Below are 12769 nucleotides of genomic sequence, written 5' to 3'. Positions count from 1 at the left end.
GCTTCAACTTTGTACAGTCATCGTCCGAGAATATGTTTAGAACCCCATGATTCGGATAATACTATTATCATCAGAGTTGACTAAAATAAAATCATTATTGATTTTATACCATTGCTCATTACGACCAGGGCGTGGGAGATTATTATATTTATAATCAACTTTGTAGCCGTTTCCGCGATAATGCTGTGGCATGACGTAACCTGCTTGCCAGCGATGTTGTTTTAAACGCTCAACACCACGTTCTTCACGCATACGACGTTCACGCATACGGTTTTCATCATCTGGACGATCAAAGTTACGACCTTGCCAGCCCCCACTGCGTGAGTCATCATCACGATCAAAATGTGGACCTGCAAAACTACCCATACTACTCAATAGGGTTGTTGAACCTAAAACCAAGATAATGAAAAATTTTTTCATGATGCACCTTATGGACTTCGGATGTCTCTCATGTGAAAACTGTACCTTAAAAATGCAGAGAAACTGTGAAGATCAATTCATTATTCCATTAAAAAGATGGAGATCCTTAAGCAATTTCTCTAGAAAAGTATCATCGAAGCCCGTATTTAATATAGGTTAAATTTATTATATTCAATTGGTTAAGATTGAGCGTCAATACTTTGTCCATTCATATCTAAACTATCATCACCCATCAAATAAAGATAAGCAGGCATAATACTATCCGGCGTTGGAAGAATTTTTGGATCTTCTTCTGGGTAAGCCTTCGCACGCATCGCTGTACGGGTACCGCCTGGATTAATGCAGTTAAAACGAATATTCGGATAGGTGTTTTCTGCTGCAAAAATCTTACTCATTGCTTCGGTTGCAACTTTAGAAACAGAGTATGCTCCCCATAAAGCACGAGCTTCACGACCTACACTCGAACTGGTAAATACCACTGAAGCATGTTCAGATTTTTCAAGCAGTGGTAATAATGCTTGAGTTAACGCGAAAGGCGCACGTAAATTTACGGCCATGACATCATCCCAAACATCAACAGGGTAATCCGCTAGTTCAACTCGATCACCTAACATGCCCGCATTATGTAAAATTCCATCCAAGCGACCAAATTGTTGCTCAAGCGTATCGACAAGGAGCTCATAGTCATGACTGGATGCAGTTGAAAGCTGTAATGGCAATATTGCAGGCTGTGGTGCACCTAAACCTTCAATTTCATCATAAATGACTTCAAGTTTATTCAGGCTACGTCCATGCAAAACCACAGTTGCACCATGAAGGGCATAACTAAGAGCAGCAGCTCGACCAATTCCATCACCTGCGCCCGTGATGAGAATGATACGATCTTTGAGTAGATCTGGACGAGGTTGATATTCTGAATATTTCATTGTTATGCCTCCTAGTTCTTATGTTGAATGTTTAGCTCATCATACCCTGATTTTCTGATAAAGCAGAGATTTTCTGTTTGAGCAGTTGATGTAACTCAGTCACAGTTTGGATAATTGCATCTGCTTGCCAAGCGTTCAGATCATCACGAGATTCTATTGGTAAATACCCGTAAGCCGCCAAAATGGTATACATCTCTGCATTTCGACCTGCATCAATATCACGTGGGTGATCCCCCACATAGATAATGTCTTTGGCATCCAGATTCAACTGTTTCGCCGCTAGATACATCGGTTCAGGATCGGGTTTGGTATGCGTGACATCTTCAGGGCAAACCAAAACTGCACAGCGTTCAGTTAAATTTAATTCAGCCAATAATGATTCACTTAAACCACGTGGTTTATTGGTGACAATTCCCCAAGGAATCTGGTTTGCCTCAAGTTCTTCGAGCAGAGGATACATCCCAACAAATAAATCCGTATCCACCACAATATTGTCACCGTATACATCTAAAAAGCGCTGGCGATGGGCGAGAAAGATGGGATCGGTCACATCCAATTCTGGATACACTAATTTGACCATTGCCCGTGCGCCTTCAGACACTTGAGTGCGAATGGTTGCTGCATCAACAACAGGACGTTGTTCATCACGGCACATTTGTTGAATGATGCGAATAAAATCAGCAGCAGTGTCGATCAAAGTACCATCAAGATCAAATAAAACGGCTTTCATTAGGCACCTGTATTTGTGGTATGAACCATATAATTCACATCTACATTGGGTGCTAACCAATAATGCTTAGTGATAGGGTTGTAATGTAAGCCTGTCATTTCTTTTAGACTCAAGCCTGCGTTACGAATATCATGCGCCATTTCTGAAGGACGGATAAATTTATGATAATCATGCGTGCCTTTTGGTAACAAACGTAGGACATATTCTGCGCCAATAATTGCGAATAAATAGGATTTTGGATTGCGATTAATGGTCGAAAAGAAGACGTGTCCACCTGGTTTAACCAGTGTTTGACAGGCTTTGACAATTGAGGCTGGATCAGGAACGTGCTCCATCATTTCCATACAAGTCACTACGTCATATTGTCCTGCTTGTTGTTGCGCCAACTCTTCGACTGGGATTTGACGATATTCAATATTTTGCACATTGTCTTGCTGTGCGTGTAAACGTCCTACAGCAAGCGGGGCTTCGCCCATGTCGATCCCTAAAACATCAGCGCCACGACGAGCCATACTTTCTGCCAAAATACCGCCACCACAGCCAACATCAAGCACTTTCTTGCCTGCTAAACCACCAACACGTTCGTCAATCCAATTTAAACGTAAAGGATTGATTTGATGAAGTGGGCGGAACTCAGAATGTTGATCCCACCATTTAGCAGCCAATGCTTCAAATTTTGCGATTTCTTGTGGGTCAACATTCAATTGTGACATGGAAATACCTCTATATTAGGATGATTATTTCGATTTAATCTGTTGTTAGTGTAGCGCTTCTTGAAAAAAAAGCGATAAATCCAATAAAAAACTTCACACAAGCAAAACGAATTAGTCGTGTTTGATTTATATTTAGCATATAAACTTACGAAAAATGCTTAGAGGAAAAGTAAACTCAATGAAAAAGTTAGTATTAGGTGGTTTAAGTGCAGCTGTAATGGCATTTTCGATGAATGCAATGGCTGCTGATTTTGTTGCTGGTAAAGACTATACCGTGGTTGCCAATCCGGGTAAAACAGCTGCGCCAGCGGGAAAAATTGAAGTACGTGAATTCTTTTGGTACGGTTGCCCGCACTGCTTTAAGCTTGAACCACATATGCAAACGTGGTTAAAGAAGATTCCAAGCGATGTATATTTCCTCCGTACGCCAGCAGCGATGAATAAAGTATGGGAGCAGGGTGCTCGAGGTTACTATGTGTCTGAGGCACTAGGTGTACGTAAGAAAACCCATATTCCATTATTCCATGCCATCCATGACGGCGGACAACAAATTTTTGATCAAGCATCACAAGCAAAATTCTTTGCCCGTTATGGCGTGCCTGAACAGAAATTTAACAGTATGTTTAACTCTTTCCCAATCACTGCAAAAGTGGCTGAGTCAAATAAATTGGCACAGCAATATCAACTTACGGGCGTACCTGCCGTTGTTGTAAACGGTAAGTATGTTGTGCAAGGTGAAGATGGCAAAGTGACGCAAGTTGTTGATTACTTATTAGAAAAAGAACGCAAAGCGAAATAGTTCGTACTATGAGCAATAAAAAAGGACTGCAGTGGCAGTCCTTTTTTATTTAGTTCTGATCGATCTGTAAATCTTTTAAATCGATTTGAACTTTTTGTGTCGGTAAAGACAGAGCTTGGTTTACATACAAGTTAATCAGCTTCTCACGAGAACCAATTGAACGCTGGTAATAGCTTGAATTCAAGAGCAAAGCTGCGCCGTAAGTCAGAGACCAAATATAAGAAAGATAATCACGAATCGACATATCATAATTCTGTGATTTTAAATATTTTTCAGTCATATCTTTGAGCGAAATAATACGCTGTTGGCGGATTGCATAAAGCTCATCGAACAGATGTTTGAGCTTGGACTCGGTCATCGTCAGATGTTCTTCTAACTGATGCAGTAAAATCGTACGACTCGGTGAGGTTAAATGGTAAAGCATATAGCGAGGCGCATATTCTTTGACATCAGTGTTATATTTTTCTGAAATCTTTAGGATTTCTTTTTCATTTTGAATAATCAGTTCCAACAGTAATTCATTTTTACTGCGGAAATGTTTATATAAAGTACCTTTAGCAATATCTAGCTCGGCAACCAGTTCATCCAAGGTCATTTCTTGGTTGTTTTCTAATAAAAGTTTTTCTGCAACCTGCAAAATTTTTTCTTTACGAATTAAGAACTGAGTATGACGATCAGGATTCATGATGCTTATAGGCTCCTCATAGTGTTCTAAACGGCATTTGCATTAGTGTGTTATTAATCATAACGCTAAGCAATGCTTTTATATATCAAACTTTAGCTTTGATAAGATCAGGCGTTTTGTGGTTCCCAGTTCGAGATACCTCGGAAAAGTAAGCGGACTTGGGTCGCTGCATTGTCAATAAATAAGTTTTGTTGTTCTAACAAACGATCAATTGCAAATTGTTTCGGTAAGTTGATCCACGTCATTGCCCATGTAAATGACATATTAATCAGAATCGTTGATAACACTTGTAAATCTTTGGCTTCTCGAATGTGTTTAAAGGTCTCGAGTTTGCATAAATCGATTGCGAGATCTTCAATCAAAAATTCAATCTCACGTGCAATCGCAATACGAACAGTTTCGGAGCCGCCCCAACGTTCTGCAATCATAAATTGCCATTGCTGAGGGCTATGATTGACAGCCTGTACAAACAGTTCAATGCTTGTCCGTGTTTTAGCAGATCCGCTATGTTTTAAATAGCTTTGCCCCAATTGATGAATCAAGCTTTTTAAATGCAAAGACACTTGGTCAACCAGTTCTTGCCCTAATGCCTCCATATCTTGGAAATGACGATAAAATGCCGTTGGGACTAAGCCAACTTCACGTGCAACTTCACGCAAACTAATACTACTAAATGAACGCCCAGAAGTACTGAGGTGGAGCGCTGCATCAAGTAAAGCCTGACGACTCTGTTGTTTTCGTTCATCTCTAATCGACATGAATAAGATCCATTAAAACCATACGGTAGAGTCTAGCAAAAAAAACATCATTTTTTTAGCCCTAATCCAGAGCTAAATCAGACACATTTTCAATTAGACAAAGAAATATCAGGAATCGCTTTTGGCGTGGTGAAGCCTAAGAATAATTATTTTATTAATATTTCTAATTACTTATAAAAAAGCATAAAAAATTTCAAAAAATAGTGAACAAGTGTTGACTCAGTGAACATAAATAAATATAGTGTACATATGTTCACTACAAGAACATTTGTTCACTCAAAATAAATAGCCAGATACAAAACGAGGAACGTATGAACGCAGAGTTAAGTTATCAGCCACATTGGATTCGCGAAGATTTTGTTGATTTTGTTTTGCAAAAAATAAAGCCAACGTTTGCTTGGAAACGTATTCTTGCAGAAGTTACCGCTGTAAAGTCGTTAAGCTCAGATATGGTTTTACTCACCATAAAACCAAACCACAACTTTGATTTAATTGAAGTTGAAGCAGGTAAAAGTGTTTTGATCACGCTAATGATCAATGGGGTTTATCATCAACGTAGCTATTCAATTGTCGATATGACTAAAAATGGTGAAATTCGATTAGGCATTAAGGTTCAAGGTTTAGTGTCAAAAGCAGCACAACAATTGCGTGTAGGGGATCGTTTTGAAATCTCTCAAGCACAAGGCGATTTTGTACTGCATCAGGGACAACAACCTGCGCTGTTAATTGCATCAGGTTCAGGGATCACTGCGATCTATTCACTGTTAAAACAGGCGATTGTACAGAACCTGAAAGAGATTCATGTGGTGTATTTCAACCGCACTGAAGTGTTCCATCAGGAAATATTGGCTTTAGCAGAACAATATCCACAACTGAAATATCACTTTTTTAATACAGCACAGCAAAAGCAGCATTTAGATACCGCTTTATTAGAAAAGTTAGTTCCGAACTTTAAAGAATTACAGGCATATGCTTGTGGTCATCACAGCATGATGCGCCAAGCACAAGCGATTTATGCTCAACAGGATGCAGCATCGAATTTTCATCAGGAATTTTTCCAACCTGTACAAATTGAGCAGTCTAACGAGGCTCAACCGATTACTTTCCGCCGTGCACAACAGAATTTTATTGCAACGACCAATCTATTAAGTAGTGCGGAGCAAGCAGGTTTACGCCCACAGCATGGTTGTCGCATGGGGGTATGTAATCGCTGTAGCTGTACCAAAGTTAGTGGTGTAACACAGAATGTGATTACGGGTGAGATTGATGATCAGCCTAATCGTGCGATCAAGTTATGTGTAAGCCAAGCCCTTAGCCCAGTCACGATTGACCTATAAAAACAAATATTGAGGATAATTGAAATGAATATGGCATTAGAATTTAAAGCAGCATCAAAGTCAGCACATTTAACGCCAGAGCAAGTTGAAGCATTTGGTCGCCGTGTCGAAGAAATTCGTCTAGCTGTGATGCAGAATTTAGGCAAAGAAGATTCAAAATATATCTATAAAGTCCGTAATTTTGTGCGTTATACCGAGATTGCATCTCGTGGCATGTTGATGTTCGGTGGTTGGATTCCACCTGTATGGTTAGTGGGTACAGCAATGTTAGGTGTATCTAAAATCGTCGAAAACATGGAACTTGGACACAATGTCATGCATGGTCAGTTTGACTGGTTGAATGACCCAAGTTTACGTGGTGAAGATTATGACTGGGACAATACCTGTTCAGGGAATGATTGGCGTTTTACCCATAACTATATGCACCATACTTATACCAATATTGTGGGCAAAGACCATGATGTGGGCTATGGCATCTTACGTGTCACGGAAGATCAAAAATGGGAAGTTCGTCATTTGGCCAATATTCCATTGGCATTACAGTTAATGTTCTTTTTCCAATGGTATGTGGGCGTACAAAACCTACATTTAGAAGATGCTTTGGTCTACAAAACTAAAACATGGAAACAAGTGTGGGCAGATGCAGCCGAGTTTCGTAAAAAAGCGACTCGCCAAGTCCTCAAAGATTATGTGTTTTTCCCTGCGATTGCGACCATTAACTTTATCCCAGTATTGGCAGGCAATGCTGTAGCCAATGTGATTCGTAACTTATGGTCTTCGGCAGTGATTTTTAATGGTCATTTTACTGAAGATGCAGAAACCTTTGAAGCCGATAATACTGATAACGAAAGCAAGGCTGAATGGTACTTACGTCAGATCCGTGGTTCGAGCAACTTCACAGGTGGTAAGTGGATGCACTTTATGAGTGGTAACTTAAGCCATCAGATTGAGCACCATTTGTTCCCAGATATGCCAGCCAATCGTTATGAGCAAGTGGCACCACAGATCAGAGCTTTATGTGCTGAATATGGCGTGAACTATAACGAAGCGAATTTCATGAAGCAATTTTGGACAGTTTGGGTACGTTTAGCAAAATGTTCATTGCCAAATGATATGTCGGCACAATTGGCGCAAGGTTGGACTAATTTAAAAGCGAGATTTAAATTTGCTTAAAGGATTGCTTATTCGTGGAATTGTAACGAATAAGTAAAACTGAAAGCACGTGTAATTGAGCTATACTATGGCGCAATCATATTTGTGCCATAGTTTTAAGGAATCATTATGCGTATTGACCAAAGAGCATTAGACCAATTACGTGAAGTAAAAATCACACGTAACTATACCCGTTACGCAGAAGGTTCAGTTTTGGTTGAGTTTGGTCATACCAAAGTGTTGTGTACAGCAAGTATTGATAACTCAGTTCCACGTTTCTTGAAAGGTCAAGGGCAAGGTTGGGTGACTGCTGAATACGGTATGTTGCCACGTTCGACGCATACACGTAGTGACCGTGAGGCAGCGCGCGGTAAGCAAACAGGACGTACCCAAGAAATCCAACGTCTCATTGGTCGTAGTCTTCGTGCCATGGTGGATTTGAAGAAGTTGGGTGAGAACACGATTACGATTGACTGTGATGTCATTCAAGCAGATGGCGGTACGCGTACAGCAGCCATTACAGGCGCAGCGGTGGCTTTAGTTGATGCCATGAATGTGTTACTGAGCAATAAAAAGATTAAACAAGACCCATTAAAAGGTCTCGTAGCAGCAATCTCAGTAGGAATGTACCAAGACGAAGTCTTACTCGATTTGTGTTACGAAGAAGATTCAAATTGCCAAACGGATTTGAATGTGGTGATGACACAAGCGGGCGAATTTATTGAAATTCAAGGAACGGCAGAAGAGAAACCGTTCACTCGCCAGCAGTCTAATGCCATGTTAGAGCTTGCAGAAAAAGGAATCGCAGAATTGATTCAGAAGCAACAGCAGGCACTCGGTTGGTAATCTCCAGTTGATAGTGCGGGCGGTCTGGTATGTTTAGACCGCCTTTTTTTTATTTATCAATTTAGATGCTAATGAAGCATAAACCTATAAATACTCAGGAAAATGAGTATAAACCAAGTCAAAAGTCCAACCATAGCATATCAACACGAACTTGTTGCCAAGGGCTGTAACAGCAAGTAACGAAATAAACAGATCAATTTATTTCTCAACATAAAATCACACAATCTTTGCAGTTTGTCACATAACCCATTTATTTGAATCATTTTGCTTTGATAGGTTAGAAAAATGAAAAATAAAGAAGGACGGGAAGCATGGTACAAGTTTTTTTGGTTTTATTAACGGCAGTGACTTTTGTTTTAATGGCTGCGGATCCAAGACCAACAGATTTGACACAAGCTAAGTCAGCATGGAGTGAAAAAGCCGAAGCATCTATCGATACTTCGACTCATAAGCATTCAACTGAGATAGATGATGTCTAAGCATTAAAACGCATAGATAAATCGACAGCTCTCACATCCTTAGTGAGTACACCCATTGAAATATAGTCGACGCCAGTTGTTGCAACTTCGCGTAAATTTTCAATGGTGATATTGCCTGAGGCTTCTAATTTGCAACGCCCTGCAACATGTTTAACCGCGTCAATCATCTGTTGTTGGCTGAAATTATCTAACATGACGATATCTGCACCAGCTTCAAGTGCTTGGTTTAATTCGTCCCAAGTCTCAACTTCTACTTCGACAGGTTTACCCGGTGCAATGTCATGTGCCTTAGCAATTGCTTGAGCAATCCCACCCGCTGCCATGATATGGTTTTCTTTAATTAAGAATGCATCAAATAGACCTAGACGATGGTTCTGTCCACCACCCACAGCAACTGCATATTTTTGTGCAATACGTAGACCGGGTAAGGTTTTACGTGTATCAAGCAATTTAGTGTTTAAACCCTCAAGTTGTTGCACATAATTTGCAGTTTTAGTCGCCACAGCAGAAAGAGTTTGAATAAAGTTTAAAGCAGGGCGTTCCACAGTCAGTAAACTACGTGCAGAACCTGCAAGTTTTAAAAACGCCTCATTTGCCGCTACAAGTTCACCCTCTTGCTTTAGCCATGTAATTTGAACATTACTGTCATATGCTTGAATGAGTGCATTCACCCAAGGCTGACCCGCCAATACCATATCTTCACGGGTAATAATCGTTGCGGTTGCTTGCTCTTCTTCAGGGGTAAGCATTGCGGTAATATCACAATCCCCAATATCTTCTTGTAATGCTTGTTGAATATTGATTTGAATAGATTGTTCAAGCAAAGATTGAGGAATACTCATACCCGTTCCAGTAGATGTTGACCAAAAAACTTGTGCGATATATTAGCACCCTCCTCATAAAAAATAAGTATTTCATCTCGATTATTCCTGATAAAGCATGTCAGAATGCAGTAAATAAACATTAAATTGCTGATTCGGGTCATAATGCAACAGACTAAATTTACTCAAGTGCAAGATGGAAAATTAATCGGTGCGCCCCAGATTGCATCACCTAATTTTAATACTCGTCCTGATGATACAGATATTCAACTAATTGTTATTCATAATATTAGTTTGCCACCTTCACAGTTCGGTGGAGGCTATATTCAGCAGTTTTTTCAAAATAAATTAGATTGGTCTATCCATCCATATTTTCAGACCATTGAAGGGATGCAGGTATCCGCACATTTGCTGATCTTGCGTACGGGAGAGGTCATTCAATTTGTAAACTTTAATGATCGGGCATGGCATGCAGGACGCTCGAGTTATCTGGCTCAAAAAGAGTGTAATGATTATTCGATTGGAATTGAGCTTGAGGGTAGTGATGACTTGCCCTTTGAGCCAGAACAATATCAATCATTGGCAGAAGTGGTAAAAACACTGCGCCAAGCCTATCCAAAAATTCAGAATCATATTGCAGGTCACTCTGATATCGCCCCAAAACGTAAAACTGATCCCGGGTTATATTTTGATTGGCAATTATTCCGTCAATTACTATCTAAAAAAACTTCGTCGAATTTATGATTTCACAACGAAATCTATTTTGACTTTCATTACAATAACGCTTTTTAAAAGATAAGCCGTAGGTGAATGCGATGGCATTGTGGCGATCGACTGTCATTGTCAGTGCAATGACGATGTTATCCCGAATTTTGGGATTGGTACGTGATGTTGTGCTACTCAATGTATTTGGTGCGGGCAAGGACTTCGATACTTTCGTTGTTGCCTTTCGTATTCCCAACTTTTTTCGGCGTTTATTTGCGGAAGGGGCATTTTCTCAAGCCTTTATTCCTGTTCTAACAGAATATAAAACCAGTCGTGCGCATGCCGAAGTTCAGATTCTCATCAGTCGAGTTTTTGGTTGTCTACTCACAGCCATGTCATTATTGACGTTTGTCGCAATGGTTGCTGCACCTGCAATTATTTATATCTACGCACCCGGATTTCATAACGATCCTGAGAAATTTGACCTTGCCGTTGATATGTTTCGTCTTACGATTCCCTATCTGATGTTTATGTCATTAACGGCTTTTGCCAGCAGTATTCTCAATAGCTATGGTTCATTTGCATCGCCAGCCTTTTCACCTGTGTTGCTGAATCTGGCAATGATTGCAGGGGCGTGGTGGCTAACGCCGTATATGGCTGAACCGATCATGGCATTGGGTTGGGCGGTAGTTGTGGCGGGTATTTTGCAGCTTGCCATCCAGATTCCAGAGTTATGGAAAAAGAATCTACTGATTCCACCCAAGGTTGATTTTAAACATGAAGGTGTTGACCGTATTTTAAAACTGATGTTACCTGCTTTATTTGGTGTATCAGTCACGCAGATCAACTTATTGCTGAATACGATTTGGGCTTCATTCATGCAAGATGGTTCAGTGTCATGGTTATATAGTGCTGAACGTATGACAGAGCTGCCATTGGGTTTAATTGGCGTAGCAATCGGTACAGTGATTTTACCTTCGTTATCAGCACGTCATGCCGAACAGGATCAGGCCAAATTCAGGAGCATGATTGACTGGGCTGCCAAGATCATTATGTTGGTGGGCATTCCTGCAAGTATTGCCTTATTTATGCTGTCCATCCCAATTATTCAGGCATTGTTTCAGCGCGGTGAATTTACGTTGGAAGATACACGAATGACAGCACTAGCCTTGCAATGTATGAGTGCTGGTGTGATTTCTTTCATGTTGATTAAAGTATTTGCACCTGGGTTTTACGCTCAGCAAGACACCAAAACCCCTGTTCGTGTCGGTTTGATGGCAGTGGCTGCGAATGCGATTTTAAACGTTGTCTTTATCGGTTTCTTTAAATTAATTGATTGGCATGCAGAACACATGGCTTTAGCTTTAGCATCATCAGGTTCAGCTTTGGTAAATGCGGGTATGCTATATTTTTATTTACATAAACGGAATATTTATCGATTTGGTGCGCATTGGAAGAAACTGGCAATGCAATTTACCATTGCCAACCTGACCATGATTGCTGCACTTTGGTATGCACTGACCTGGTATCAAGGCGATATTTCACAGTGGTTACGCATCGCTGAAGTGGCTGGTTTATGTGTAATTGGTGTGGTGGCCTATGCGGTAGGATTATTGGCAACAGGGTTCCGCCCAAGACATTTAAGAGCCTAATTGCTACCTGAAAAAACAAACCCTCCATCAGGAGGGTTTTTACTATTTAACTTCTAGTAATTCAATATCGAAAATTAGTGTGCTATTTGGCGCAATCACATCGCCTGAACCCACTTCGCCATATGCTAAATTTGCTGGAATAAAGAAACGACTCTTACCACCCACTTTCATGGTTTGAACGCCTTCAGTCCAACCTGCGATGACTTGGTTAAGCTTGAATTCAACTGGATGATTTCGTGCAATTGAACTGTCAAATACCGTATCGTCTAAGAGTCGTCCTTCGTAATTTACTTTCACTGTTGAAGTTGCTTTAGGTGATTTACCTTTGCCTTCTTGGATCACTTGGTACTGTAAACCTGATTTGGTGGTTATAATCTCAGCTTTCTTTGTATTTTCAGCTAAAAACGTTTTTCCAATTTGCTCATTTTTTTGAGCAAGTTCCTGAAATTCTATCAGTTGTTTTGCTTCGAGACGCTTTTTATATTGGCTTAATAGGTTAATCATTTCTTCATCAGTTAACGATGCAGACTTACCTTGTATCGCTTCTTCTAGACCTTGTGAGATTGTTGCAATATCAAGATCTTTTAATGTCTCTGCGTAACTCTTACCAATTAAATAACCGTAACTATATCCTAACTGATCTTTTTGTGGGCTTTTTAAAGTAATGGGTGCTGCATGTGCTGTGCTCATCATTGAGACAATTAAAATCAAACTTAGTTTTTTCATTATTTCTTCCAAAATAAAGG

Annotated in this window: 15 protein-coding genes; 7 read left to right on the top strand and 8 right to left on the bottom strand. The window is 40.1% G+C overall.

Annotated features, from left to right (window positions below; genetic code table 11):
* Positions 1-36 precede the first annotated feature (36 nt).
* From F908_RS14450 to ubiG, 4 genes are all read right to left on the bottom strand, one after another.
* Positions 37-420: an RcnB family protein gene (locus F908_RS14450; protein ID WP_005163616.1), complete on the bottom strand. Its 384-nt coding sequence runs from the start codon at positions 418-420 to the stop codon at positions 37-39.
* Between the two features lie 179 nt (positions 421-599).
* Positions 600-1346 carry a YciK family oxidoreductase gene (locus F908_RS14445; protein WP_005163614.1) on the bottom strand — a complete coding sequence of 249 codons (747 nt, stop codon included), beginning with the start codon at positions 1344-1346 and terminating at the stop codon, positions 600-602.
* A gap of 31 nt (positions 1347-1377) precedes the next feature.
* Positions 1378-2076, bottom strand: coding sequence for an HAD family hydrolase (locus tag F908_RS14440; RefSeq protein WP_005163613.1), 699 nt, complete (start codon positions 2074-2076; stop codon positions 1378-1380).
* Complete coding sequence (ubiG, locus tag F908_RS14435; protein ID WP_005163612.1) at positions 2076-2789, bottom strand: bifunctional 2-polyprenyl-6-hydroxyphenol methylase/3-demethylubiquinol 3-O-methyltransferase UbiG; 714 nt, start codon at positions 2787-2789, stop codon at positions 2076-2078. Before ubiG ends, F908_RS14440 begins: the two co-directional genes overlap by 1 nt.
* A gap of 178 nt (positions 2790-2967) precedes the next feature.
* On the opposite strand from ubiG, the gene F908_RS14430 reads away from it, so the two are divergent.
* Positions 2968-3588: a thiol:disulfide interchange protein DsbA/DsbL gene (locus F908_RS14430; protein WP_005163611.1), complete on the top strand. Its 621-nt coding sequence runs from the start codon at positions 2968-2970 to the stop codon at positions 3586-3588.
* Between the two features lie 49 nt (positions 3589-3637).
* Here the strand turns inward: F908_RS14430 and F908_RS14425 are convergent, their stop codons facing one another.
* Together F908_RS14425 and F908_RS14420 are read right to left on the bottom strand one after the other, a co-directional pair.
* Positions 3638-4273, bottom strand: coding sequence for a TetR/AcrR family transcriptional regulator (locus F908_RS14425; protein ID WP_004665358.1), 636 nt, complete (start codon positions 4271-4273; stop codon positions 3638-3640).
* A gap of 107 nt (positions 4274-4380) precedes the next feature.
* Positions 4381-5031 carry a TetR family transcriptional regulator gene (locus F908_RS14420; RefSeq protein ID WP_005163601.1) on the bottom strand — a complete coding sequence of 217 codons (651 nt, stop codon included), beginning with the start codon at positions 5029-5031 and terminating at the stop codon, positions 4381-4383.
* A gap of 311 nt (positions 5032-5342) precedes the next feature.
* On the opposite strand from F908_RS14420, the gene F908_RS14415 reads away from it, so the two are divergent.
* The 4 genes from F908_RS14415 (at position 5343) to F908_RS16150 (ending at position 8845) form a co-directional block, all read left to right on the top strand.
* Positions 5343-6368, top strand: coding sequence for a ferredoxin reductase (locus tag F908_RS14415; RefSeq protein ID WP_005163600.1), 1026 nt, complete (start codon positions 5343-5345; stop codon positions 6366-6368).
* A gap of 30 nt (positions 6369-6398) precedes the next feature.
* Positions 6399-7541 (top strand): fatty acid desaturase family protein, encoded by a 1143-nt coding sequence (locus F908_RS14410; protein WP_171063602.1) that lies wholly within the window; start codon positions 6399-6401, stop codon positions 7539-7541.
* Positions 7542-7649: 108 nt separating this feature from the next.
* Positions 7650-8366: a ribonuclease PH gene (rph, locus tag F908_RS14405; RefSeq protein WP_004665354.1), complete on the top strand. Its 717-nt coding sequence runs from the start codon at positions 7650-7652 to the stop codon at positions 8364-8366.
* Between the two features lie 311 nt (positions 8367-8677).
* Entirely contained in the window at positions 8678-8845 is a 168-nt protein-coding gene (locus F908_RS16150) for an ABZJ_00068 family colistin stress protein (RefSeq protein WP_005163598.1), read from the top strand.
* On the opposite strand, the gene nadC is transcribed toward F908_RS16150, so the two are convergent.
* Positions 8842-9687 (bottom strand): carboxylating nicotinate-nucleotide diphosphorylase, encoded by an 846-nt coding sequence (gene nadC, locus F908_RS14400; RefSeq protein ID WP_005163597.1) that lies wholly within the window; start codon positions 9685-9687, stop codon positions 8842-8844. The genes F908_RS16150 and nadC overlap by 4 nt on opposite strands.
* A 144-nt stretch (positions 9688-9831) precedes the next feature.
* Here nadC and ampD point away from each other — a divergent pair, with 144 nt between their 5' ends.
* Both ampD and murJ read left to right on the top strand, forming a co-directional pair.
* Positions 9832-10410, top strand: coding sequence for a 1,6-anhydro-N-acetylmuramyl-L-alanine amidase AmpD (gene ampD, locus F908_RS14395; protein WP_005163595.1), 579 nt, complete (start codon positions 9832-9834; stop codon positions 10408-10410).
* Positions 10411-10472: 62 nt separating this feature from the next.
* Positions 10473-12023: a murein biosynthesis integral membrane protein MurJ gene (gene murJ / locus F908_RS14390; RefSeq protein ID WP_171063600.1), complete on the top strand. Its 1551-nt coding sequence runs from the start codon at positions 10473-10475 to the stop codon at positions 12021-12023.
* A gap of 42 nt (positions 12024-12065) precedes the next feature.
* Here the strand turns inward: murJ and F908_RS14385 are convergent, their stop codons facing one another.
* Positions 12066-12749, bottom strand: a complete 684-nt coding sequence (locus F908_RS14385; protein WP_005163592.1) for a BamJ family beta-barrel-assembly machinery protein — start codon at positions 12747-12749, stop codon at positions 12066-12068.
* Positions 12750-12769: the final 20 nt, after the last annotated feature.

It is taken from the genome of Acinetobacter sp. NIPH 284 (assembly GCF_000369425.1).
GTDB lineage: Bacteria > Pseudomonadota > Gammaproteobacteria > Pseudomonadales > Moraxellaceae > Acinetobacter.
The sequence above is the reverse complement of the archived record's forward strand: the minus strand, read 5'-3'. Positions and strand labels throughout refer to the sequence as shown.